This is a genomic window from Bradyrhizobium sp., assembly GCF_004799445.1.
In the GTDB taxonomy this organism is placed as follows: Bacteria; Pseudomonadota; Alphaproteobacteria; order Rhizobiales; family Xanthobacteraceae; genus Bradyrhizobium.
Window position 1 is genome coordinate 15,050 of sequence record NZ_SSNA01000140.1, and the last position, 21,754, is coordinate 36,803.

Sequence of the window (21,754 nt, forward strand, 5' to 3'; positions counted from 1 at the left end):
TCCCCTCGCGCCCCGGAATGACGACGCATAACATGACCCCGCGCACCGCCACCCTGATAGGACTGACCGCGATCCTGATGTGGTCGCTGCTGGCGGCGCTGACCGTGGCGACGGGAAAAATCCCGGCCTTTCAGCTGGCGGCGATGACGTTCGCGATCGGCGCGCTGGTCGGGTCGCTGACCTGGATCGGGCGGCCGGATGCCATCCGTGCGCTGCGGCAGGCGCCGCTGGCATGGATCGTCGGGGTCGGCGGGTTGTTCGGCTATCACGCGCTGTATTTCCTCGCCTTGCGCTTCGCGCCGCCGGCCGAAGCCGGCCTTCTGAACTATCTCTGGCCGTTGTTGATCGTGCTGTTTTCCTCAGTTCTGCCGGGCGAGCGGCTGGCGCCGCACCACATCATCGGCGCGCTCTTGGGACTTGCCGGTACCGTGCTGCTGTTTGCCGGCAACAGCCTCAGCGGCTTTGCGTCCGGCCAGTTGCCCGGCCTGTTCGCGGCGTTCGTGGCAGCCTTCGTCTGGGCGGCCTATTCGGTGATGTCGCGCAAGCTCAAATCGGTGCCGACGGATGCGGTGGCAGGATTTTGCCTCGCCACCGCGTTGCTCGCCGCGCTCGTTCACGGGCTGGTGGAGGACACCGTATGGCCCGAGACCACCGCACAATGGCTGGCGATCGCGGCGCTCGGCGTCGGGCCGGTCGGCGCCGCCTTCTACGCCTGGGATGTCGGGATGAAGCGCGGCGACATCCGCGTGCTGGGAGCGGCGTCCTACGCGACGCCGCTGCTCTCGACCTCGTTTCTGATTCTGGCCGGCTTTGCCAGGCCGAGCGCCAATATCGCGATCGCCGCCGTGCTGATCGCCGGCGGCGGATTGATCGCGGCCAGGGATATGTTTTTGAGGCGCTGAGTTGTTCGTTAGCCGTCATTCCGGGTTCGCGCTTTGCGCGTCCCGGAATGACGAACTGAGTTAATCCGGCGCCCATCCATTCGGCGCCAGTTCGAACCTTGCAAATTCGAACCCGGGCGCGACGGTGCAGCCGACCAAGGTCCAATCGCCCACACTTTCCGCGGCCTGCCAGGCCAACGCCGGCACGATCGCCTGTGGTCGCTCGCCCGCGGCGACGTCAGGTCCGAGCGTGACCGTGTGCTGCGTGCCCCCGTCGTGGGCAATCTGCAAGGTCAGCGCGTGGCCAGCGTAATAGTGCCAGATTTCCACCGCGTCGATGCGATGCCAGTGCGAGCGCTCGCCGCGCGCCAGCAGGAAATAGATCGCGGTAGAGCGCGCGCGCCCCTTCGCGTCGGGGCGGGCGTCGCGAAACGTTTCGCGATAGTGCCCGCCTTCCGGATGCGGCTTCAATTCAAGCCGGGCGATGATGTCGGCAGCGGAAGGCGGCTTGGCCATCTGGATTGTTCCTGCATCAGGATTTGTTCTTGCGTTCGCGCAGTTCGCCGAACACTTCGGCTGCGCTCTTGCCTTTCATCCGCACGCTGGCTGCAACCGATGGCTCGTCGGCGCGCAGGAACACATTTGCCTTCTTTTCCTCACCGAGCAGCGTCGGAATCGTCGGCTTGTTCTCCGCCCGCAGGCGCCTCACTTGCTCGGCGCGCGCTTTGAGCGCGGCATTGTCCGGCTCGATGGTCAGCGCGAATTTGATATTGGCGGCGGTGTATTCATGCCCGCAATAGAGTTTGAAATCGTCCGGCAGCGCCCGCAGCTTGAGCAGCGAGTCCCACATCATCGGATAGCTGCCCTCGAACACCCGTCCGCAGCCGATCGAGAACAGCGTGTCGGAGGCAAACAGCGTCTTGTCGTTGTCGAAGACATAGCTGACGTGGTCGAGGGTGTGGCCCGGGGTTTCCAGCACCCGCGCCAACAGGCTCCCCACCTTCACGATATCGCCCTGGCCGGTGCGCAGGTCGACATTGGCAATTTTGGTGGACTTATCGTGGGGCGCGACCACGCGGCATTTGTATTTCTGCTTCAGCTCGGCGACGCCGCCGATATGGTCGTGGTGATGATGGGTGATGAGAATATCGGTCAGGGTCCAGCCCTCGCGCTCCAGCGCCTCGATGATGGGAGCTGCTTCCGGCGCATCGATCGAGGCGGTCGCCTTGGTCTCGGGATCGTGAATCAGATAGCCGAAATTATCGGACAGGCAGGGGAACAGGCGAATTTCGGCAGTCATGATAACTCCGTCGATTGGGTGAGGCGGGGGACCTGGATCGCGGGCTCATCTGTTTTTGAGCATGAACTTCCCCAAACCGGTTCCCGCTTTTCGCTCACGCGGCCCTCCGGGTCGGGATCATGCTCTAGCATGCCCCCCTATGGGCTTGAAATATGGCGTTAACGCCGAATGAGCAATGCGCTATTGGCCGCTTATATCGGGGCGGCACCGTGTTAGATTGGATCCCATGACCATCGATGTGATCGATCTCCGCGATTTCTATTCGCAGCGCCTCGGCATCGTAGCGCGGCGCCTGATCAATCGCGGCATTCATGCGCGCTGGCCGAATGCCGGGGGTCAACGGGTACTCGGCCTCGGCTATCCGACGCCCTATCTCGGCCTGTTTCGCGAGGACTCGGAGCGCTGCATCGCCTTCATGCCGGCGGCACAGGGCGTGTTGAAATGGCCGACCGCGCGGCCGACGCTCGCTACCCTGGTCGATGAATTTTCGCTGCCGCTGCCGGATGCCGCCGTCGACCGCATCCTCCTGGTGCATGCGCTGGAAATGTCCGACGATCCGGAAGGGCTGTTGCGCGAGGTGTGGCGGGTGCTGGCGCCGTCCGGCCGCATGATGGCGATCATTCCGAATCGGCGCGGGGTGTGGACACGTACCGACCATACGCCGTTCGGTCACGGCCGGCCCTATTCGCGCTCGCAGATCACGCAATTGCTGCGGCAGACCTGGTTCACGCCGACGGGATGGGGCGAGGCCTTGTTCATGCCGCCGGTCGCCGGCGGCTGGTTCCTGCGCTCGGCGATGGCGTGGGAGCGCGTCGGCGCCGCGCTGTCGCTGCCGTTCGCCGGCGTTCACATCGTCGAAGCCACCAAGCAGGTCTACCGTGCGATCCCGGCGCACCGCGAGCGCACCCGGCTTATTCCCGCGCTGCCGCCGGTGCTGGTACCGTCGTCATTCCAGCGCGACGATGGGTAGGTAGATGTCGTCCCTGCGCGTGCGCGGGAACGACCATTGGAGAGAGTCTGGAACGGCCTTACTCGTTCCCCGGATTGAAATCATCGCCCGGCGTTACCGGCGCGGCCATGCCTTCGGGGCGCGGGCCGTGCGGCCGGCGGCGGCGGCGCGGCGGGAAACGCTCGCCGCCATTGCCCTCGAAACCGCCCGGGCCGCCGCTGATCTGCGGCTGCGGTCCGGTGATGAACGACGGCAGACGGTCGACGCTGACATTGTCGGGGATCACCGGTTGCGGCTGCGGCTGCGGCTGGGGTTGAAACTGCGGCTGCGGGCGATGCTCGCGATGGCTGTTGTGCTCGCGGGGCGGATGCTGGTCGCGCGGCTGGTAGGATTGTCCATCGCGTTGCTGGTCGCGCTGATTGTTGTCGCGCGGCACGAACGGCTGCTGCTGCACCGGGACAAAGCCGGGCTCCTGCCCGAAATTGGAAAAACTCTCGCTTTCGTCGTCGCCGTCCTCCGAGGCCATTTCATTCTCGGTGCGCGGCTGCGGCTGGTTCTGACGGAATTGTTCCTGGGCCGCGGCGATCAGCCGGAAATAATGTTCGGCATGTTGATAGTAATTTTCGGCGGCGACCGGGTCGCCGGAGGAGCGGGCGTCGCGCGCCAGTTGCACATATTTTTCCGCGACGTGGGATGCGGTGCCGCGGATCTTGATGTCCGGCCCGTTGGACTCGAACACCCGGGTCATCGGGTTCTGGCCGCGCCGGTTGCCATCGTTCCTGTTATTGTTGTTATTCCGGTTACGCATCCGCTTGTTTTGATTCTGACCGTTTCTCATGTCGTGCCTTTATTCCAGCCCTGAAGTTACTAGCCTTGGATCGCCATTGTGATGGTTCGCCCACCATGGTTCGCCCGCCGGCACGCGTGCCAAGCGCACCGAATCACCGGGCGGTTCAATTCCACACAGATTTGCCGTACGTCGCAGTCAACAAAGACGCGTTCCCCACCAGCCCGGCGTGCGCCGCCAGCCGCATCAAATCATTCCGCCTGCCAAAACAAGCACAGGTTTCTCGCGTGAGTTTTCAAGCGCAATATCAGGCTTTCGTTCGCTTTGCGGTCGGAAGCGGCGAAGCTCTAAAGCCGTCGCGCTCAAAGGGACCTGCGTTTTGGAACCTTTCACTCGGGGCGGGCTCTCGCTTTGAGAACTCTGGCCTCCACCCGCTATATCCCTTCGGGGTATCTGCGGGGCCAGCAACCCTGGACCGATGTTGTACATGGAACGTAGTCGCTCCGGGGGAATATTCCAAGTAGTTTTTTCGCGTTCCAATCAGGCTTTATCGGGGCGCTTTCCGGCCCGCGACCGCTCGCGGGACGCCGGCCAAATCGGCCTTGGGAGGCCGTTCGGGCATTAACCCTGCTGCCGTCATCAATCCTTGGATAGGGCCGCTTTGGCCAAGCCCGGCCTCCACGATGAGCCTGCCTCGGGGCGCAAGCAGTCCTGCAGCTTGCGGAATCAGTGCACGATAGGCGTCAAGGCCATCGGCGCCGCCGTCGAGCGCGGCAGGCGGGTCATATTCGCGCACCTCGCTGGCGAGACCGGCAATATCCGCTGAGCGGATATAGGGCGGGTTCGACACGATCAGATCGAAGTCGCCCGACAGCGCCGCCGCATAGTCACAGGCGATGAAAGCCGCGCGCGGAGTGAACCCGAGACGAGCGGCATTGCTGCGCGCGGTTTGCAACGCCGCCAGGCTGATGTCGGTGCCGACGCCGCAAGCTTCGGGCAATTCGGACAACAGCGCCAACAGAATAGCACCTGATCCGGTGCCGATGTCGGCGATGCGAAGCCGGTGCAGGGGAGGGAGTTCGGCACGTCCCAATTCGAGGGCCAGTTCGACCACCGTTTCCGTATCCGGTCTCGGCACCAGCGTTGCGGCCGAGAGTTGCAACGGCAAGCCCCAGAACTCCTTGAAGCCGAGAATGCGCGCGACCGGCTCTGCGGCGAGACGCCGCCGCGCGAAATCCTCAAGGCACATCGACTCGTCCGGGTTGACCGGCCGCGCGGCGGCCGCGATCAGCCCGGTGAGATCGAGGCCCAGCGCCGCGCCGACCAGTATCCGCGCGTCGAGCTCGGCGGAATCGATGGCTGCGGCTTTGAGTCGTGCGGTGAGCGCGCGCCGCGCGGTGTCGACGGTCTGTCCGGTGAAGGAATCGGTCACGCGAGGTACCCGATATTGTCGAGGCGCCACGACCATTTCGGTGTCGCCCCTGCGAAAGCAGGGACCCATAGCCACAGGAAGTCGTTGCTGCAGAAAGAAGTGACCCCCACCGCCCACTTCGAGAGGTCGCGGCGTATGGGTGCCCGCTTTCGCGGGGACGACGGAGGATGACTTGGCCGTGCCGATGACTTGCTCACGCCGCGGCGCCCTGGGCGGCGAGTTGCGCCGCCTGATGCTCCGTCGTCAGCGCATCGACCAACTCGCCGAGCGCCTCGCCCGCGATCACCTGCGGCAGCTTGTAGAGCGTCAGGTTGATACGATGATCGGTGACGCGGCCCTGCGGAAAATTGTAGGTGCGGATGCGCTCGGAGCGGTCGCCCGAACCGACCTTCTCGCGGCGGTCGGCCGAGCGCACCGCGTCGATGCGCTGACGTTCGGCGTCGTAGATACGTGAGCGCAGGATATTCATCGCCGAGGCGCGGTTCTTGTGCTGGGAGCGGCTGTCCTGCATCATCACCACGATGCCGGTCGGAATGTGGGTGATGCGGATCGCCGATTCGGTCTTGTTGACGTGCTGGCCGCCGGCGCCCTGCGCACGCATGGTGTCGATCCGCAGATCATCCTGCTTGATGTCGACATCGACGTCCTCGACCTCCGGCAGCACCGCCACCGTCGCCGCCGAGGTGTGAATGCGGCCCTGCGTCTCGGTGTCGGGCACGCGCTGTACCCGGTGCACGCCGGATTCGAATTTCAGCTTGGCGAATGCGCCGCGGCCCTGCACTTCGGCGATGATCTCCTTGTAGCCGCCCATGGTGCCTTCGCTGGCCGAGATCACCTCGACCTTCCAGCCCTGCAAGGCGGCGAAACGCTCATACATCCGGAACAGGTCGCCGGCAAAAAGCGCGGCCTCGTCGCCGCCGGTGCCGGCGCGGATTTCCAGCACGACGTTGCGATCGTCCATCGCGTCCTTGGGCAGCAGCGCCACGCGGATCTGCTGCGCCAGTTCGACGCTGCGCGCGCCAAGCGTTTCGCGCTCGGCTTCCGCCATGGCGCGCATGTCGGGTTCGGTCGCGGGGTCGGCGATCAGCGCATCGATTCCGGCGATCTCGGCATTGGTGGCGCGATAGGCTTTGACGGCGTCGATGAGCGGATTGAGCTCGGCGAGCTCGCGGGTGATCCGCACATAGTCCTCGGAGTTCACCTGGCCCAGCAATTGGGCCTCGAGGGAGGCGTGGTGCGCCAGCAGAATGTCAAGTTTGGCTTCGGGGAGGATCGACATGGTTTGGTCTCGAATACACGCGCATTCAGCAGAAGTGGATAGCGGTCTTGCGAATAAAATGCGCGTCAGCTCATGAAAGGCCGGGGCGCGTTATGCGAGGCGGCGGCGCTACAACGACAGTCCCTCGGCTTCGGCGAATTCGGTCAGCTTCTGCCGGATCGACACGCTGCCGGACGGCGCGTCGAGCAGCGGCATCATGACGGCTTCGGCCTTGCTGGCGTCGAGGTCGAGAATCATCGCCTTGACCGGACCGTGCCCGGTCGCCGACAGCGACAGCGAGCGGTACCCGAGCGCAATGAGCGCCAGCGCGCCGAGCGGCTTTGACGCCATCTCGCCGCATAGCGATGCGGACTTTTTTGCCGCATTCGCCTTCTGCACGATCTCGCGCAGCGCCCGCAGGATCGGGGCGGACATGGTGTCGAACCGTTCGGAAACCTTGGCGTTGCCGCGATCGACCGCGAACAGGAACTGAAACAGATCGTTGGATCCCACCGAAACGAAATCGACCCTCTTCAAGAGTTCATCGAGCTGATAGAGCAGCGCCGGAACTTCGACCATGGTGCCGACGTCGATGCGCTCCGGCAAGGGATGGCCGTGCTGACGCAGATAGGTCAGTTCGCGCTCGACGATCGCCTTGGCGGCATCGAACTCGGCGACTTCGGAGATCATCGGAAACATGATGCGCAGCGCCCGCCCGCCGCCGGCCCGCAGCAGCGCGCGGATCTGGCCGCGCAACAGGCCGGGCCGGTCGAGCCCGAGCCGGATCGCGCGCCAGCCAAGCGCCGGGTTTTCCTCGACCACGGTCTCCATATAGGGCAGCGCCTTGTCGCCGCCAATGTCGAGCGTGCGGAACGTCACCGGCTTGGGGCCCGCGGCATCCAGCACCGTGCGGTACAGCGCCAGCTGGTCGCTGGTGCGCGGCAGGCTCTGGCCGACCATGAACTGCAGTTCGGTGCGGAACAGGCCGATGCCGGCGCTGCCGGTGTCGTCGATATGGGGCAGATCGATGGTCAGGCCGGCATTGATCATCAATTCGACGGGCTGGCCATCCTTGGTGACGCAGGGCTTGTCGCGCAGCGCCGAATATTGTGCCTGCCGCCGCGCGCGAAACCGCACCCGTTCCGCATAGGCCTGCTCGATCTCCGCCGATGGGCGGACATAGATCGAGCCCGAGGTGCCGTCGACGATGATGGCGTCGCCGGGATCGGCGATCCCCGGCGCGTTCGGTATTTCGCCGACCGCGGGGATACCGAGCGCGCGCGCCACGATCGAGACGTGGGAATTGGCGGTGCCTTCCTCCAGCACCAGCCCGCGCAGGCGCTTGCGATCATAATCGAGCAGCGCCGCAGGTCCCATCGCGCGCGCGATCAGGATGGCGTTGTCGGGCAGCTGCTCGCGCGAAGGCGCGTGATCCTGTCCCACCAGTTGCCGCATCAACCGATGGCCGAGATCCTCGAGGTCGTGCAGGCGATCACGCAAGTAAGGGTCGGTGGAGCGCAGCATGCGCGCACGGGTGTCGGATTGCACGCGCTCGACGGCGGCCTCCGCGGTGAGGCCGGTGGCGACCGCCTCGTGCAATTTGTGCGACCAGCCGTGGTCGTTGGCGAACATCCGGTAGGCTTCCAGCACGTCGCGGTGCTCGCCGCCATCGGCGACGTCGCCGCGCTCCAGCATGCGGTCGAGATCGGCCCGCAGCTTGGTCAATGCCGCGTCGAGGCGCTTGATTTCCTTGGGCAGGTCTTCGGCAATGTAATTGGTGATGACGACGCGCGGTTCATGCAGCACGACATGGCCGAGCGCGATGCCGTCGGAGAGGACCGCGCCGGTCTTGTGCAGCGAATGCCGCGCGGCGGGTTCGGCGCCGGGCTGCGCCAGCGCCGACAACTCACCCGAGGCGATCATCTCCGCCAGCACCATGGCGGTGGTCTGCAGTGCCTCGACCTCTTCCTCGACATAGGTGCGCTTGGCGCGGTTCTGCACCACCAGCACGCCGAGTGTATTGCCGGCGCGCAGGATCGGAACGCCGAGGAACGAGTGATAGATTTCCTCGCCGGTTTCCGGGCGGAACGAGAAGGCCGGATGGCTTTGCGCGTCGCTCAGATTGAGCGGCGTCGCCTCGCTCGCCACCAGGCCGACGAGGCCCTCATGCGCGCTCAGGACGGTTCGGTGCACCGCGTTGCGGTTGAGGCCTTCGGTGGCGTAGAGTTCCAGCGTGTTATCGACGCGCAGCACGTAGGTCGAGCAGACTTCGGCCACCATGTTGGCCGCGATCAGCACCACGATCTTGTCCAATCGTTCCTGGGCTGAGACTTGCTCCGCCATGGTTTCGCGAAGCCGTCTCAGCAAGACGCGGGGGCCCCCCGAAGCGCTCCGCATGTGCTAAAATCCTCCCCCGCAGGGCCAGCCCGCCGGGTGGCCGGCGGCTGGCATTGAATCCACGAAAAACAACAATTTTATCCATTCGGCGCCGCCGCAAGCCCAGGATACTGGCCGAATCAGCACCGCCAAACAGTGACACAGTTTGCGGCGGCTCACCCATCAGGCCGTATAGCGAATTGAGGCTTGTTTTGCCAAGCAAAACGCCTGCCAAGGCGGTCACGTCTCCGCCAAGCCAATGCTGCGGCCGCTAAGGGAAGATCTTTCCAGAGATCGTCGACCGAACAGGGATTCCGTATGCGGCAAACGCGGCCGCAACTCTCCTGCCGGTCAAAGCCGTTCAGGCCTGATCGAGCCCATAAAGCGTGTGCAGCGTGCGCACCGCAAGCTCGGTATAGGCGGTGTCGATCAGCACCGAAAATTTGATTTCGGAGGTGGTGATGGCGCGGATGTTGATATTGCGCGCGGCAAGCGCCGCGAAGGCCTGGGCGGCGACGCCGGCATGGCTGCGCATGCCGCTGCCGATGACCGAAACCTTGGCGACGTCGGTGGCGCTGTCGAGCCGGGCATAGCCGATTCTGGCCTTGGCCGAGGCAATGGTATCGCGGGCGCGGGTGTAGTCCGAGGCCGGAACGGTGAAGGTGAGGTCGGTGGTGGCGCCGTCCTCCGAGACGTTCTGCACGATCATGTCGACGTTGATATTGGCGTCGGCGAGCGGACCGAAGATCGAGGCGGCGACGCCCGGCTTGTCCTCGATCTGGCGGACGGAAATCTGGGCTTCATCCTTGGAAAAGGCGATGCCGGTGACGACGTGGTTTTCCATGATTTCCTCCTCGCTGCAGATCAGCGTGCCCGGCGGCTGGTTGGCGTGCGGGTCGATATCTTCAGGCTTGTCAAAGCTGGAACGGACGAAAATCGGCATATTGTGCACCATGCCGAGTTCCACCGAGCGGACCTGCAGTACCTTGGCGCCCTGCGAGGCCAGTTCCAGCATGTCCTCGAAGGCGATCTTGTCGAGCCGCCGCGCCTTGGGAACCACCCGCGGATCGGTGGTATAGACGCCGTCGACATCGGTATAGATGTCGCAACGATCGGCGTGAATGGCGGCGGCGATCGCCACCGCCGATGTGTCGGACCCGCCGCGCCCGAGCGTGGTGATTCGCTGGGTTTGCGGACAGATGCCCTGAAAGCCGGCGATAACGGCGACTTCCTTGCGTTCCCTGAACCGGTTGATCAGCTCGGCGCCGTCGATCTCGAGAATCCGCGCGGAGGCGTGGGCGTCGCTGGTCAGAATCGGGATTTGCCAGCCCTGCCAGGAGCGCGCCTGAATGCCGATCGCCTGCAGCGCGATCGCGAGCAGCCCGGCGGTGACCTGTTCGCCGGATGCCACCACGGCGTCATATTCGCGCGCGTCATGCATGGCTGAGGCCTCGCGGCACCATTCCACCAGCTCATTGGTCTTGCCGGCCATGGCCGAGACGACCACGGCGACGTCATGGCCGGCATCGACCTCGCGCTTGACGTGCCGCGCGACGTTGCGGATGCGGTCGATATTGGCGACGGACGTGCCGCCGAATTTCATCACGAGGCGGCTCATGACGGCTGCTGCATTCCCCTGCGTGGATAAGTAGGGTGGCCCGTCCACAAAACCGGAAGCGCACGGGCCAAAAGGCGCGTATACATAGCGGTGCGGTCGGGAGCAAGCAACCGGGTTCCGGCTTTCCCCGTAACGGTGCCGGACCACTTGTGTCGGGGCAATTGAGGCTGAATGTATGGGGCGTTATATCGACGATATCCTGCAGCCGGGCGAGAAGGTGCTGTATTCGACCAACGTGCACTGGATATTCTATTGGCGGGCGATCGCGGCCTGGATTGTGGCCGTGATTCTCCTGATTCTGTCGCGGGCCACCATCACCGAGGGCATTATTCTGCTCTGCCTGTCGGCCTCCGCCGTGGTGGCGCTCGCCGCGCTATACTGGTCCGCCAAGGCCTGGTTCTATCGCTGGACGACCGAGACCGACGTCACCAATCTGCGCGTCGTGCACAAGACCGGGTTCATCAAGCGCCGCACCTTTGAGATGAGCCTCGACAAGGTCGAGAGCGTCGACGTCAACCAGAGCATTCCCGGCCGTATCCTCAACTATGGCGACGTGACGGTCCAGGGCGTCGGCGAGGGCAAGGAAACCATTGCCACCATCGCTTCGCCGCTGGCGTTTCGCAATTTCATCACCGCGCGATAGGAGCGGCGCGCACCCATGACCGTGCAACAAGATTCTCCAGCGGATTTTTCCCGCGCCCCCGCCTCCACCGTCGATCCCGCCGAGATCGCGAAATTCTCCAGGCTGTCGGAGCAGTGGTGGGATCCCAAGGGCAAGATGGCGCCGCTGCACAAGATCAATCCGCTGCGGCTGACCTATATCCGCGACGCCGCCTGCCGCAAGTTCGAGCGCAACGTCAAAAGCCTGAATTGCCTCTCCGGCCTGCGCATCCTCGATATCGGCTGCGGCGCCGGCCTGTTGTGCGAGCCGTTTACGCGGCTCGGCGCCCAGGTGATCGGGGTTGATCCGTCCGCCAGCAATATCGCGGCGGCGAAGCTGCATGCCGACAAGGGTCATCTGTCGATTGATTACCGCTGCACAACGGTCGAAGAGATGGACGTGCGCGAGCGCTTCGACGTCGTGCTGGCGATGGAAGTGGTCGAGCATGTCAGCGATGTCGGCGTGTTCCTCGATCGCTGCGCGGCGATGCTGAAGCCGGGCGGGTTGATGGTGATTTCGACACTGAACCGCAACTGGAAGAGCTTCGCGCTGGCCATCGTCGGCGCGGAATATGTCCTGCGCTGGCTGCCGCGCGGCACCCATCTATGGGACAAGTTCGTCACCCCCGACGAGCTCGCGCATCATCTGCACAACAACAAGCTGGCGATCACCGAGCAGACCGGGGTGGTCTATTCGCCGTTCGCCGACCGCTGGGGCCTCTCCTCCGACATGGATGTCAACTACATGGTGGTGGCGGAAGGCGTGTAGCTCTTCACCTCGCCCTAATTATTTTGGTCGTCCCTGCGTTCGCAGGGACGACGCCGAGGTGGATGTCGCATGCAATAACGTAGGTTGACCGCGCTGGACCCACCCTTCACGGTGGCCGCGATTCTCCTCCGGCTATCCAAACTCCCCATGTTCTCCATCGCCTCGCTCTGGATTCCCTTCACCATCATTGCCGCGATGGGGCAGGTCGCGCGCAATGCGATGCAGCGGCAATTGACCGGGCCGCTCGGCACCTGGGGCGCCACCAATATCCGCTTCCTGTTCGGTTTTCCGTTCTCGCTCGTGTTCCTGGCGGTGGTGCTCGCGGCAACCGGCGACCATTTGCCATGGCCCAGCGCTTCGTTTTGGCCGTGGCTCCTGCTCGGCGCGCTCGCCCAGATCGCCGGCACCGGCATGATGCTGCTTGCCATGAACGAACGCTCGTTCGTGGTGACGACCGCGTATCTGAAGACCGAAGCGATCCAGACCGCGATCTTCGGCTTTGTCTTTCTCGGCGATCATCTGACGGTATTGAAAGTGACCGCGATCCTGATCGCGACCGCCGGCGTTGTGATCGCCGCGTTGCGGCCGGGCGCCGAGAAGGGCTTCACCGACCTGAAGCCGACCCTGCTGGGCCTCGGCGCCGCCGCGGCGTTCGCGCTGGCCGCCGTCGGCGTTCGCGGCGCGGTGATCGTGGTGCCCGGCGTGTCGTTTGTGACGGCGGCGTCATACACGCTGGTGCTCACGCTGTTCGTGCAGACGCTGGTGCTGACGATCTATCTGTTGTGGCGCGCGCCAAAGATCGTCGCGGCGATCCTCGGTCTGTGGAAGCCGTCGATGTTCGCGGGCTTCATGGGCGCGTTCGCCTCGCAATTCTGGTTCCTGGCGTTTGCGCTGACGGCGGCCGCCAATGTGCGCACGCTGGCGCTGGTCGAGGTCCTGTTTGCACAAGGCGTGGCATATTATTCGTTCAAGCAGCCGGTCGCGGCGCGGGAGCTCTTCGGGATCGTGCTGATCGTGATCGGCGTGGCGTTATTGGTCGCGGTTTAGCGCTTGAACGCAATTAGCACCGCGCCGGCGGCGATCAGGGCAATTCCGAGCCAGCCGTTGAGCGAGGGCCGCTCGCCGAGAAACACCACGCCGAACAGCGCCACCAGCACCACGCTCAATTTGTCGATCGGCGCCACCAGCGTTGCCGGCCCGAGTTTTAGCGCACGAAAGTAACATAGCCAGGAAGCTCCGGTGCCGAGCCCGGAAAGCATCAGAAAGATCCAGCTCCTCGGCGAGATCGGCCCGGGATTGGCGAATTGCCCGGTCGAAAACAGGATCAAGGACAAACTGATCAGCACGATGATGGTGCGAATGAAGGTGGCGAGGTCGGGATTGATATCCTCGACGCCGACCTTTGCGAAGATCGCGGTCAATGCCGCGAACACAGCGGACAGCACGGCCCAGGCTTGCCAGGAGGAGAAGGTTTCCGGGTTCATGGGCGATTCCTCAAGTGAAGCGACTGCGGTCCTCATCCTGAGGAGCGACCTCTTGGTCGCGTCTCGAAGGATGAGCTGTGCCATCCTCATGGTTCGAGACGCGCGAAGTCGCGCTCCTCACCATGAGGTAACGGAAATCAGTTCCTGTCGTTCGGCAGCACCGGCAGCGGCGCCACGTCGACGCCTTCCTCGATCAACGCGCGCGCTTCATCCGGCGAGGCCTCGCCGTAGATCGGGCGGTGCTCGATATCGCCGTAATGCATCTTGCGGGCTTCGTTGGCAAAGCGCTCGCCGACATTGTCGGCGTTCTTGACGATATGGTCGCGCAACTCCTTGAGCTTGGCGCGCAGCTCGCGTTCCTGCGCCATCAATAGCGGCGTGGACGCGGGGGTTGCGGCTTCGGTGGCGGGTGCTGCAGGCGCGGGAGGCAGGGTTTCGCGGCCCTTCTTGCTGACGATCCGCGGCGCCATGATGGCGCGCTCGACCTTGGCGGAGCCGCAGGTAGGGCAGTTCACCAGCTTGCGTTTTTCCTGGGCCTCATAGGCCGAAGAGCTCTGGAACCAGCTTTCGAACGCGTGGCCGCGCTCGCAGCGCAGATGGTAATGGATCATGCCGATCCCCGCACCACGTGCAGATGTTCGGGACCAGCCTTGGGATCGGCGACGCTGAAGCGCCTTCCGTGCTGCAGCGACGGCACGGCCTTGCGCGCGGTCTCGACCCTCGAGGGATCGATCTTTGCCATGAACACACCGGGCTCGATGCCGCCCTCGGCCAGCACCTCGCCCCAGGGGGCGATGATCAGCGAATGCCCAAAGGTCTCGCGCTTGTTCTCGTGCATGCCGCCCTGGGCCGCGGCGAACACGAAGCAGCCGTTTTCGATGGCGCGGGCGCGCAGCAGCGTATGCCAATGGGCCTCCCCGGTCTTCTTGGTGAAGGCGGAGGGTACCGTGAGGAACGAGGCGCCGCTTTCGGCGAGCGCGCGATACAGCGCCGGAAAACGTACGTCGTAACAGATCGTCAGCCCGATGCGGCCCCACGGCAAGTCCGAGATCACGGCCGTCTCGCCCGGCTGATAATTGGCGGACTCCCGATAGCTCTCGCCGCCGGGCAGATCGATATCGAACATGTGGATCTTGTCGTAGCTCGCAATCACAGTGCCGTCAGGTCCGATCAGGAACGAGCGGTTGACGGCGCGCTCGGGCGAGGCGCGCAGCGCCAGCGAGCCGATATGGAGATGAATTTTCAGTTCCGCCGCCAGCGCACGATAGGCTTTCAGCGAAAGATCATCCGCCTCCGCCGCGAGATGCTCGAACAGCGCCTTTCGATTGAGCTGCATCATGTTGCTCACCTCCGGCGTGAGCACATAGTCGGCGCCTTCTGCGGCCGCCTGCCGGATCAGCTTGGTGCCCTGTTCGAGGCTTGGCTCCGGCAACAGCCCGGTGCGCATCTGCACCATGGCGGCGGTAAACGTGAGGTCAGCGCTCATGAATCGGCCTTTTCGCCCATCAGCAATGCGTCGAGCTTGCCGGCGCGGTCCAGCGCATAAAGCTCGTCGCAGCCGCCGACATGGGTTGGGCCGATGAAAATCTGCGGGAAGGTCGAGCCGGCGCCGGCGCGGTCCCACATTTTCTGGCGAAGCGTCGGGTCTGTGGCGATATCGAATTCGGTGAACGCGGCATTCTTGCGCGTCAGCAGCGATTTGGCGGCGCTGCAATAGCCGCAGCCCGGACGGGTGTAGATTTCAATGGCAGCGGTCATGACGCGCTCTGTTGCGGTGAGATGGCCGATTATATGGGAGTTTTATGGCTATCCACAACCCGGGCGAACACCAGTACGTCGACTGATGCTGCCTTGGCGCGCAAAAGCGCGCGTGCGCAGGCGTCCACCGTCGCGCCCGACGTCAGGACATCGTCGATCAGGACCACGCGGCGTCCGGCAATCAGGAACTGCCTGTCGGCAGCGACCTTGAAGGCGCCCTGCACGTTGCTCGCCCGCTGGGTTCGGGACAGGCCGATCTGCTGCTCGGTCGGCCGGATGCGCCGGAGCGCCTCGGGCGCCACCTTGGCGCCGGTTTGCCGCTCGATCACCCGCGCCAGCGCACCCGATTGATTGTAGCGGCGGCGCCACGCCCGCCGCCAGTGCAGCGGCACCGGGACCAGCACGTCGGCCTCGCCGAGCAGTTCGTGTCCGGCCCGCGCCATCCAGCGGCCCATCGCCGGCGCCAGATCGGTGCGGTCCTGGTATTTCAATGCATGCACCAGCGTGCGCGCGACATCGTCATAGCGTACCGCGGCGCGGGCCCGCGCATAGGCCGGCGGGTTGGAGATCGCCTCCATCGAAAGCATGTCGGGCCCGGGATCGTAGACAAAGGGGATGCCGAGCCGCGGGCAATAAGGCTGAGCGATGAACGACAATTTGGCCCAGCACTCGGCGCAGACGCCCTCGCCATCGACCGGTTCGCGGCAGGCCACGCACAGCGTCGGCAGCGCGACGTCGAGCGCCAGTCTTGCCGCATGCGACCACGCCCCCCGCCACGCGCCGAGCGCGCTGCGCCAATGGGTAGCGATGGAACGGGATGGTGATGCTTCGGCGTCCATGGGCGAGAAGCTAGCGCCAGGTCGCGTAGGGCTCAAGGTTGCTGGATTGCTGGATATGCCGAACTACCGGGTGGTTTCCACAGGGCCTCCTCACCCCCGCGCGACGCGGGGGCGCGAGCCCGGCCGGTAGGCAAGCCTGGTATGGCCTGCGCAATAGGGCAGGCCCTTGAGCGGACTGTTGCCGCAAAAACAGAAATCCTCAGTGCCCGGAGTGTTGATCGGCCAGCGGCACTTCTCCGCGCTCAGCTCGAGCAGGGAGCAGCGATGCTCGCTGTTGATCGTCTCTTCGGCGGGTTGCGCCTCGGCGTACAATTTCCGCAGCAGCTGATATTGCTGCCTCGGCACGGATCTTGGCCGGTTTTCCTGCGCCTTTTCATTTCGCGCGGCGGCTCGAGCCTCACCGCTTTTTTCGCGCGCCAGGTTGAGACGGGAGAGTTTGCCGATCACGGCGTTGCGGCTCACCCCGATGTCATTGGCAATTTCGCGACAGGACAGCCCGGCCGCAAAGCGGCTTTTCAGGAGTTCCACGCGTTCGTCAGTCCATGTGGGTTCTTTGGCGAGCATGGTGTTGTCCCGAGCTACGAGCCGTCACTCCGACTCCCGTCGGCCAATGAATTCGTCCAAACCGCCGCGCGTCCCCGAAGGCTGCCTCAGGACGCCTTGCCGTTGTCGCGGATCGAAAGCAGCCCGTCCTTGATGGCGAGCCGAATGCCTTCCTCGATCAAGGTTCGCGCGACGCCGGGTACGCTGGTGCCGTGGGTGCCCTGTCTCACCAGCTTTTCGAGATAGCCGATGGTGGAGAGCGCCAAGGTAATCGGAACACGGTCGGTTTCGGCTTTTTCTGTGGCCATGGCCGAAAAGCTAGCCTTTAATGGGTGTACTGAAAAGTATCTTTTTAGAGTCTATTTGGACCTCACGGCTGCCAAGATTTGTCAGCCAATGGTGAGCGGCGTACCAACCGGCATGGCTCCCAACCCGCTTCCCGCTCCCATCCTGTTCGACCGCGCGCTCTTGCGCGCGCGGCAGAATCGCGCGCTGCGCTTGGGGCCTGCAAGCTTCCTGCTCGACCGCGTCGCCGAAGATATGGCTGAGCGGCTGAACGCGGTGCTTCGGGAATTCAAGAATGCGGCCGACGTCGGCACGGCGGGCGACCAGGTCCGCAACGCGTTGGCCGCGCGCGTGGATCAACTCGCGCGCGTCGGACTGCCGGAGCAGGAATCAGAGCCGCTTGCCGTCCAGCCGGAATCGCTCGACCTCGTCGTCTCCGCGCTCGCGCTTCACTTCGTCAACGATCTTCCCGGCGTGCTCGCGCAGATCCGCCGCGCGCTGCGGCCCGACGGTCTGTTGCTGGCGGCGGTGATCGGCGGCGATACGCTGACCGAGCTGCGGCAATCCTTCGCGGCCGCGGAAGCCGAACTCGAAGGCGGGCTGTCGCCGCGGGTCGCGCCATTTGCCGATCTGCGCGACTTAGGTAGCCTGTTGCAGCGCGCCGGGCTGGCGCTGCCGGTGACCGACGTCGATCGCGTCGTCGTGCGCTACGACAGCGCATTCGCGTTGATGCAGGATTTGCGGCGCATGGGCGCGACCAACATCCTGGTCGAGCGGCGGCGGACGCCGACCCGCCGCGCCACGCTGCTGCGGATGGCGCAGCTCTACGGCGAGCGCTTTGCCGACGACGACGGGCGCATCCGCGCCACCTTCGATGTGATCTGGCTGTCGGGCTGGGCGCCGCATCAAAGCCAGCAGCAGCCGCTCAAGCCGGGGTCGGCGAAGACCGGACTCGCGGAGGCGGTAAAGCGAAGTTCCCCCTCCAGGGGAGGGTAAGAGTCAGAGCTCGCCCTCACGTCAACAAATCGATCAGATGCGGGATCAGTGGAATGTCGGCCGGCGGCATCGGGTAGTCGCGCAATTTGTTGGCGCGGACCCAGGCGAGTTTCTGGCCCTCGCGCGCGATCACGTCGCCCTCCCAGCGCCGGCAGATATAGAGCGGCATCAGCAGGTGGAAATCATCATAGGCGTGGCTGGCGAAGGTGAGCGGCGCGAGGCAGGCCTCCTGCACGGTGATGCCGATTTCCTCGTGCAGTTCGCGGATCAGCGTCACCTCCGGCCGCTCGCCGGGCTCGAGCTTGCCGCCGGGAAATTCCCACAGCCCCGCGAGCGCCTTGCCTGGCGGCCGTTGCGCGATCAGCACCCGCTTGTCGGCGTCGACCAGCGCGCAGGCCACCACGAGGGTCAGTTTGATGTCAGTCATGCGCCGCCAATGTGTCCGCGAACCCACCGAGAGAATTCGTTAACTCTATCAGAACGGGTTCTCGTCATGCGACATGTTTGGTGCGGCTGGCCCGATGTCCGCTGTTGTTCCGATCGCTGCCACCCAAGCAGCCTGTTCCCATACAATTCGCCCAAGCGTGTTGAGGCTTCCTTAATGGTGCCGCCTCATCTCACAGCGGCCGATTTTGGGCCGCCCATGTTCACGCAATCCGAGTAAGCATTGCTTAACAGGTCATCTTCAGAGTTCCACTCTGCCGAAAGATCGGCGGAGGCTACTCGATCGCCTTCTCCCGTCCGATCCTTGAAACGCCAGAGAATTGCCTCTGCAGGGACCAACGGCAACCAGGATGAAGGTCATGCTCCGCGCTCAGTCGTATCGTTTCGCAAAAGATCGCAAGGCCAACGTCGCCGTGATCTTTGCGCTGATGATGGTGCCGACGGTCTATCTGCTGGGCATGGCGATGGATTACACGCAGGCCTTGCGCAAGCGATCGCAGTTGGACGCGGCTGCCGACGCAGCCGCAATCGCGGCTGTCAGGCCCGCGATGCTGCAGCAAACCGATGCTGTTGCCCAGGCGACCGCGTTGGCGGTCTTCCAATCGACCGCGAACAGTCTTCCCGGCCTGACCTCGGTCCCGACGCCGACGATCACCATCACCGACGTCGGACTCGCGCGCACCGTCTCGGTTTCATATAACACCAGCTCCATCAATAATTTTCCTGCTTTGCTTCGCAGCCCGGCCTGGCCGATCGGTGGCTCGGCGACGTCGAAGGCATCGAGCGCGCCCAACATGAATTTCTATCTGTTGCTGGACGACTCGCCGTCGATGGCGATTGGAGCGACTCTGCCCGACATCAACAATCTCATCACGGCCACCGCCCCATCGAAACAGCCAGCCGGATCCTCGCAGAATTGCGGTTTTGCCTGTCACGAAACCAATATCAGTCACGACGGCGGGACCAAGGACAACCTCACGATCGCACGCAACAACAATATCACCTTGCGTATCGATCTCGTGACAAGTGCGGTCAACCAGCTGCTCAATTCATGGTCGCTCTGCCCGCAGTCCGGCGTGTCGGGTGGCGTCATGCAGTGCATGTCGGCCCTGAACAACACCGTCTACAAAGCGGCCCTCTATACGTTCGACATAGGCCTGAACACCCTACAGACGCTGACCACCCCGACGACTGCCGGAACCCAGGTTTCCAACATCCAGCTGATGCCGGTCGCCTACCAGAACTGCGTCGTTTCGGGGAGCTGCAACACCGACTACGGCACGTATATCGAAGGCGCGCTTTCAAGCCTCAACACCATCATGCCTGCCCCCGGCCTTGGCAGCAATACCGCGGGAGATACGCCACAGGAGGTGATCTTCCTTGTCACCGACGGGGTCGACGACTGGCTCCTCACGGGCTCCCAGACGTGCATCAATTCCCTCTCCTCTTACAAGCGATGCATGCAGCCGATCGATCCAACCATCTGCACGACGATCAAGAACCGCGGCATTCGTATCGCGGTTCTCTACACGGAGTATCTGCAACTCATCAACCTCGGCCCTAACAGCAACATCACGGACAGCTGGTATATGAGCTGGGTAGACAAGTACGACGAGCCTGGTTCCTCAACCGGCACCATTGCAACAAATCTAAAAGCGTGCGCCTCGCCCGGCTTGTTCGCCGACGTTCAGACCGGCGGCGACATCTCGGACGCGCTGACGAAGCTGTTCATCAAAGTCGCCTCAAGTACCGGCAGCCTCACGCAGTAAGAAAGCACCATGGCCGAAGTGGAAGTTGCATCAGCAAAAGGGTTCCGCAATCGTTGCGCCGCCTTTATCAGGGACAGAAGGGGCGCCACGGCGGTCGAGTTCGCACTCGTGGCCGCGCCATTTATCGGACTTCTCGCCGCGCTCATTCAGACGTTTCTCGTCTTCTTTGCGCAACAACTGCTCGAATCGGTGGTGCAGCAATCGAGCCGCCAAATTCTGACCGGGCAGGTGCAGTCACAGCAGATGACCGCGGCGCAATTTCAAACAGTTGTCTGCAACCAGGTCGCCATCCTTTTCAACTGCAGTGGTTTGATGGTCGACGTGCAGGTCGCCAGTTCCTGGTCGTCAGCAACTACATCCGCGCCTACGTTGACCTACAACGCCCAGGGGCAAGTCACGAATACCTGGCAATTCGTTCCCGGGAACGCGGGCGATATTGTCGTCGTCCGCGTGATGTATCTGTGGCCGATCTTCATGTTCTCAAGCCAAGGCAGTCAGACGATCATGGCGACTGCCGCTTTCCAGAATGAGCCGTCCTCCTAGAAGGTTTTCCTATGACCAGCCTGTCATTTCGCGTGCGGGAACTATGGATCGACGCCAAAGCCGTGGCAGCGGTGGAGTTCGCCATCGTGCTGCCGTTCATGTTGCTGCTCTACGTCGGCGGCTTCGAACTCAGCAGGGCGATGGGGATCAACGTCAAGGTCAGCGCAACTGCACACTCTGTCGCTGATATGGTTTCGCAGAACACGCAGATCAGCGTGGCCCGGATGCAAACCATTCTTGGCGCTTCGGCGGCAATCATGGCACCGTATCCGACGACTGACAGCGGCGGTAACTCGCTGGTCACGGTCACGGTGTCCGAAGTCTCCACCGACGCCGGCGGCAACGCCACGGTTCAATGGAGCCAATCGTATAATGGAACGAGCTTTGGAACGGGAAGGACAGTCGGTCAACCGATGACACTACCCTCGTCGATCGCCGGAAGCCCAAGCAATAGCAATCCAAACAATAATATCTCGTTCATTCTGGGTGAAGTGTCCTACGCCTACACACCCAATCTCGGTTACGCGATCAGCGGGACCGTAACGCTCCGAGATAGCTATTACCTGTTCCCGCGCTGTTCAACGGACAGCCCCGCCAACTCGAGCGGTCCTGCGTACTATGACGTCAAATACACGTCCTCGACGACAACGTGTACCTGCATACAGCATTTGCAGCAGAAGACCTGTTAGCTTCGCGCAGTAGCGATGCGGCAACTGCAGCCTCTCGTTGAGGGGCGGGCAGAATTGGCCGCCTCGTGGCCGATTTGGTTTCGCCGAACAAGGGCGTGACAAGTGAGCCGGGCGAATGACGTCAGCCGGTCGTGACGTTCACGACCGGTAGTCGCCGTTGATCGCGACATATTCCTTGGTGAGGTCGCAGGTCAGCACCCGGTCGCGGCCCTTGCCGAGGCCCAGCGCGATCCTGATCTGGATCGTCGGATTCTTCATCGCGTTTGAGACTTCCGCCTCGTCATAGGATGGATCGCGCGCGCCGCTTCTGGCGACGCGGATGCCGTTGAACGAGATCGACAGCCTGTCGCGGTCGGCGGGTTCGCCGGCCTTGC

The 21,754-nt window shown here is 63.6% G+C and carries 25 protein-coding genes; 9 read left to right on the forward strand and 16 right to left on the reverse strand.

All coding sequences use genetic code 11. The features are described from left to right. Positions 1 to 32 precede the first annotated feature (32 nt). Positions 33 to 902 carry an EamA family transporter gene (locus E8A46_RS19245; RefSeq protein WP_291564451.1) on the forward strand — a complete coding sequence of 290 codons (870 nt, stop codon included), beginning with the start codon at positions 33 to 35 and terminating at the stop codon, positions 900 to 902. Between the two features lie 60 nt (positions 903 to 962). Here the strand turns inward: E8A46_RS19245 and E8A46_RS19250 are convergent, their stop codons facing one another. After that, entirely contained in the window at positions 963 to 1,397 is a 435-nt protein-coding gene (locus E8A46_RS19250) for a cupin domain-containing protein (RefSeq protein ID WP_291564454.1), read from the reverse strand. Between the two features lie 16 nt (positions 1,398 to 1,413). Then, the gene (gene gloB, locus E8A46_RS19255; protein ID WP_291564457.1) at positions 1,414 to 2,181 is read right to left on the reverse strand and encodes a hydroxyacylglutathione hydrolase; all 768 of its coding nucleotides are present in this window, start codon (positions 2,179 to 2,181) and stop codon (positions 1,414 to 1,416) included. A 226-nt stretch (positions 2,182 to 2,407) separates the two neighbouring features. Between gloB and E8A46_RS19260 the strand changes: the two genes are divergently transcribed. Then, the gene (locus E8A46_RS19260; RefSeq protein WP_291564460.1) at positions 2,408 to 3,151 is read left to right on the forward strand and encodes a methyltransferase domain-containing protein; all 744 of its coding nucleotides are present in this window, start codon (positions 2,408 to 2,410) and stop codon (positions 3,149 to 3,151) included. A gap of 58 nt (positions 3,152 to 3,209) precedes the next feature. Here E8A46_RS19260 and E8A46_RS19265 read toward each other — a convergent pair whose 3' ends face one another. The 5 genes from E8A46_RS19265 to E8A46_RS19285 form a co-directional block, all read right to left on the reverse strand. After that, a complete protein-coding gene (locus E8A46_RS19265; protein WP_291564463.1) occupies positions 3,210 to 3,968 on the reverse strand; it encodes a DUF4167 domain-containing protein in 759 nt (252 codons plus the stop codon). Between the two features lie 496 nt (positions 3,969 to 4,464). Next, positions 4,465 to 5,385 carry a peptide chain release factor N(5)-glutamine methyltransferase gene (gene prmC / locus E8A46_RS19270; protein ID WP_291564464.1) on the reverse strand — a complete coding sequence of 307 codons (921 nt, stop codon included), beginning with the start codon at positions 5,383 to 5,385 and terminating at the stop codon, positions 4,465 to 4,467. 157 nt (positions 5,386 to 5,542) lie between these two features. Next, a complete protein-coding gene (gene prfA, locus E8A46_RS19275; protein ID WP_291564467.1) occupies positions 5,543 to 6,628 on the reverse strand; it encodes a peptide chain release factor 1 in 1,086 nt (361 codons plus the stop codon). Positions 6,629 to 6,736: 108 nt separating this feature from the next. Then, on the reverse strand, positions 6,737 to 9,004 hold the full coding sequence (gene ptsP / locus E8A46_RS19280; RefSeq protein ID WP_291564470.1) for a phosphoenolpyruvate--protein phosphotransferase: 2,268 nt from the start codon (positions 9,002 to 9,004) through the stop codon (positions 6,737 to 6,739). Positions 9,005 to 9,344: 340 nt separating this feature from the next. After that, on the reverse strand, positions 9,345 to 10,601 hold the full coding sequence (locus E8A46_RS19285) for an aspartate kinase (RefSeq protein WP_291564473.1): 1,257 nt from the start codon (positions 10,599 to 10,601) through the stop codon (positions 9,345 to 9,347). 175 nt (positions 10,602 to 10,776) lie between these two features. Here E8A46_RS19285 and E8A46_RS19290 point away from each other — a divergent pair, with 175 nt between their 5' ends. From E8A46_RS19290 to E8A46_RS19300, 3 genes are all read left to right on the forward strand, one after another. Beyond that, complete coding sequence (locus tag E8A46_RS19290; RefSeq protein WP_291564475.1) at positions 10,777 to 11,244, forward strand: PH domain-containing protein; 468 nt, start codon at positions 10,777 to 10,779, stop codon at positions 11,242 to 11,244. A 15-nt stretch (positions 11,245 to 11,259) separates the two neighbouring features. Beyond that, positions 11,260 to 12,030: a bifunctional 2-polyprenyl-6-hydroxyphenol methylase/3-demethylubiquinol 3-O-methyltransferase UbiG gene (gene ubiG / locus E8A46_RS19295; RefSeq protein ID WP_291564477.1), complete on the forward strand. Its 771-nt coding sequence runs from the start codon at positions 11,260 to 11,262 to the stop codon at positions 12,028 to 12,030. Between the two features lie 147 nt (positions 12,031 to 12,177). Then, complete coding sequence (locus E8A46_RS19300; protein ID WP_291564480.1) at positions 12,178 to 13,077, forward strand: EamA family transporter; 900 nt, start codon at positions 12,178 to 12,180, stop codon at positions 13,075 to 13,077. Here E8A46_RS19300 and E8A46_RS19305 read toward each other — a convergent pair. The 7 genes from E8A46_RS19305 to E8A46_RS19335 all read right to left on the reverse strand — a co-directional run bounded on the left by E8A46_RS19305 (position 13,074) and on the right by E8A46_RS19335 (position 16,962). After that, the gene (locus E8A46_RS19305; RefSeq protein ID WP_291564482.1) at positions 13,074 to 13,514 is read right to left on the reverse strand and encodes an EamA family transporter; all 441 of its coding nucleotides are present in this window, start codon (positions 13,512 to 13,514) and stop codon (positions 13,074 to 13,076) included. The genes E8A46_RS19300 and E8A46_RS19305 overlap by 4 nt on opposite strands. A 137-nt stretch (positions 13,515 to 13,651) precedes the next feature. Continuing rightward, entirely contained in the window at positions 13,652 to 14,125 is a 474-nt protein-coding gene (locus E8A46_RS19310; RefSeq protein ID WP_291564485.1) for a DUF1178 family protein, read from the reverse strand. Continuing rightward, positions 14,122 to 15,000, reverse strand: coding sequence for a carbon-nitrogen hydrolase family protein (locus E8A46_RS19315; RefSeq protein ID WP_291564488.1), 879 nt, complete (start codon positions 14,998 to 15,000; stop codon positions 14,122 to 14,124). The genes E8A46_RS19310 and E8A46_RS19315 overlap by 4 nt, the downstream gene beginning before the upstream one ends. After that, positions 14,997 to 15,272, reverse strand: coding sequence for a glutaredoxin 3 (gene grxC / locus E8A46_RS19320; RefSeq protein ID WP_291564491.1), 276 nt, complete (start codon positions 15,270 to 15,272; stop codon positions 14,997 to 14,999). Before grxC ends, E8A46_RS19315 begins: the two co-directional genes overlap by 4 nt. A gap of 29 nt (positions 15,273 to 15,301) precedes the next feature. Then, positions 15,302 to 16,111, reverse strand: coding sequence for a ComF family protein (locus E8A46_RS19325; RefSeq protein ID WP_291564494.1), 810 nt, complete (start codon positions 16,109 to 16,111; stop codon positions 15,302 to 15,304). Between the two features lie 90 nt (positions 16,112 to 16,201). Further along, the gene (locus E8A46_RS19330) at positions 16,202 to 16,675 is read right to left on the reverse strand and encodes a GcrA family cell cycle regulator (RefSeq protein ID WP_291564496.1); all 474 of its coding nucleotides are present in this window, start codon (positions 16,673 to 16,675) and stop codon (positions 16,202 to 16,204) included. An 86-nt stretch (positions 16,676 to 16,761) separates the two neighbouring features. Next, positions 16,762 to 16,962: a hypothetical protein gene (locus E8A46_RS19335; protein WP_291564499.1), complete on the reverse strand. Its 201-nt coding sequence runs from the start codon at positions 16,960 to 16,962 to the stop codon at positions 16,762 to 16,764. Between the two features lie 112 nt (positions 16,963 to 17,074). On the opposite strand from E8A46_RS19335, the gene E8A46_RS19340 reads away from it, so the two are divergent. Continuing rightward, positions 17,075 to 17,935 (forward strand): methyltransferase domain-containing protein, encoded by an 861-nt coding sequence (locus tag E8A46_RS19340; protein ID WP_291564523.1) that lies wholly within the window; start codon positions 17,075 to 17,077, stop codon positions 17,933 to 17,935. Positions 17,936 to 17,951: 16 nt separating this feature from the next. Here E8A46_RS19340 and E8A46_RS19345 read toward each other — a convergent pair whose 3' ends face one another. After that, entirely contained in the window at positions 17,952 to 18,362 is a 411-nt protein-coding gene (locus E8A46_RS19345; RefSeq protein WP_291564501.1) for a (deoxy)nucleoside triphosphate pyrophosphohydrolase, read from the reverse strand. Between the two features lie 367 nt (positions 18,363 to 18,729). Here E8A46_RS19345 and E8A46_RS19350 point away from each other — a divergent pair, with 367 nt between their 5' ends. From E8A46_RS19350 to E8A46_RS19360, 3 genes are read left to right on the forward strand one after another with little or no spacing between them, the layout of a single operon-like run. Continuing rightward, complete coding sequence (locus E8A46_RS19350; RefSeq protein ID WP_291564504.1) at positions 18,730 to 20,148, forward strand: pilus assembly protein TadG-related protein; 1,419 nt, start codon at positions 18,730 to 18,732, stop codon at positions 20,146 to 20,148. A 9-nt stretch (positions 20,149 to 20,157) separates the two neighbouring features. Next, positions 20,158 to 20,691, forward strand: a complete 534-nt coding sequence (locus E8A46_RS19355; protein ID WP_291564507.1) for a TadE/TadG family type IV pilus assembly protein — start codon at positions 20,158 to 20,160, stop codon at positions 20,689 to 20,691. 11 nt (positions 20,692 to 20,702) lie between these two features. Continuing rightward, the gene (locus E8A46_RS19360) at positions 20,703 to 21,380 is read left to right on the forward strand and encodes a TadE/TadG family type IV pilus assembly protein (protein ID WP_291564510.1); all 678 of its coding nucleotides are present in this window, start codon (positions 20,703 to 20,705) and stop codon (positions 21,378 to 21,380) included. A gap of 138 nt (positions 21,381 to 21,518) precedes the next feature. Here E8A46_RS19360 and E8A46_RS19365 read toward each other — a convergent pair. Then, positions 21,519 to 21,754, reverse strand: a 236-nt coding sequence (locus E8A46_RS19365) for a bifunctional ornithine acetyltransferase/N-acetylglutamate synthase (protein WP_291564513.1), incomplete at its 5' end; no start/stop codon positions are given.

Coding starts and splice junctions, on each gene's coding strand:
- E8A46_RS19245 (WP_291564451.1), top strand. CDS start 33: ATGACCCCGCGCACCGCCACCCTGATAGGACTGACCGCGATCCTGATG.
- E8A46_RS19250 (WP_291564454.1), bottom strand. CDS start 1,397: ATGGCCAAGCCGCCTTCCGCTGCCGACATCATCGCCCGGCTTGAATTG.
- gloB (WP_291564457.1), bottom strand. CDS start 2,181: ATGACTGCCGAAATTCGCCTGTTCCCCTGCCTGTCCGATAATTTCGGC.
- E8A46_RS19260 (WP_291564460.1), top strand. CDS start 2,408: ATGACCATCGATGTGATCGATCTCCGCGATTTCTATTCGCAGCGCCTC.
- E8A46_RS19265 (WP_291564463.1), bottom strand. CDS start 3,968: ATGAGAAACGGTCAGAATCAAAACAAGCGGATGCGTAACCGGAATAAC.
- prmC (WP_291564464.1), bottom strand. CDS start 5,385: ATGGTCGTGGCGCCTCGACAATATCGGGTACCTCGCGTGACCGATTCC.
- prfA (WP_291564467.1), bottom strand. CDS start 6,628: ATGTCGATCCTCCCCGAAGCCAAACTTGACATTCTGCTGGCGCACCAC.
- ptsP (WP_291564470.1), bottom strand. CDS start 9,004: ATGCGGAGCGCTTCGGGGGGCCCCCGCGTCTTGCTGAGACGGCTTCGC.
- E8A46_RS19285 (WP_291564473.1), bottom strand. CDS start 10,601: ATGAGCCGCCTCGTGATGAAATTCGGCGGCACGTCCGTCGCCAATATC.
- E8A46_RS19290 (WP_291564475.1), top strand. CDS start 10,777: ATGGGGCGTTATATCGACGATATCCTGCAGCCGGGCGAGAAGGTGCTG.
- ubiG (WP_291564477.1), top strand. CDS start 11,260: ATGACCGTGCAACAAGATTCTCCAGCGGATTTTTCCCGCGCCCCCGCC.
- E8A46_RS19300 (WP_291564480.1), top strand. CDS start 12,178: ATGTTCTCCATCGCCTCGCTCTGGATTCCCTTCACCATCATTGCCGCG.
- E8A46_RS19305 (WP_291564482.1), bottom strand. CDS start 13,514: ATGAACCCGGAAACCTTCTCCTCCTGGCAAGCCTGGGCCGTGCTGTCC.
- E8A46_RS19310 (WP_291564485.1), bottom strand. CDS start 14,125: ATGATCCATTACCATCTGCGCTGCGAGCGCGGCCACGCGTTCGAAAGC.
- E8A46_RS19315 (WP_291564488.1), bottom strand. CDS start 15,000: ATGAGCGCTGACCTCACGTTTACCGCCGCCATGGTGCAGATGCGCACC.
- grxC (WP_291564491.1), bottom strand. CDS start 15,272: ATGACCGCTGCCATTGAAATCTACACCCGTCCGGGCTGCGGCTATTGC.
- E8A46_RS19325 (WP_291564494.1), bottom strand. CDS start 16,111: ATGGACGCCGAAGCATCACCATCCCGTTCCATCGCTACCCATTGGCGC.
- E8A46_RS19330 (WP_291564496.1), bottom strand. CDS start 16,675: ATGCTCGCCAAAGAACCCACATGGACTGACGAACGCGTGGAACTCCTG.
- E8A46_RS19335 (WP_291564499.1), bottom strand. CDS start 16,962: ATGGCCACAGAAAAAGCCGAAACCGACCGTGTTCCGATTACCTTGGCG.
- E8A46_RS19340 (WP_291564523.1), top strand. CDS start 17,075: ATGGCTCCCAACCCGCTTCCCGCTCCCATCCTGTTCGACCGCGCGCTC.
- E8A46_RS19345 (WP_291564501.1), bottom strand. CDS start 18,362: ATGACTGACATCAAACTGACCCTCGTGGTGGCCTGCGCGCTGGTCGAC.
- E8A46_RS19350 (WP_291564504.1), top strand. CDS start 18,730: ATGAAGGTCATGCTCCGCGCTCAGTCGTATCGTTTCGCAAAAGATCGC.
- E8A46_RS19355 (WP_291564507.1), top strand. CDS start 20,158: ATGGCCGAAGTGGAAGTTGCATCAGCAAAAGGGTTCCGCAATCGTTGC.
- E8A46_RS19360 (WP_291564510.1), top strand. CDS start 20,703: ATGACCAGCCTGTCATTTCGCGTGCGGGAACTATGGATCGACGCCAAA.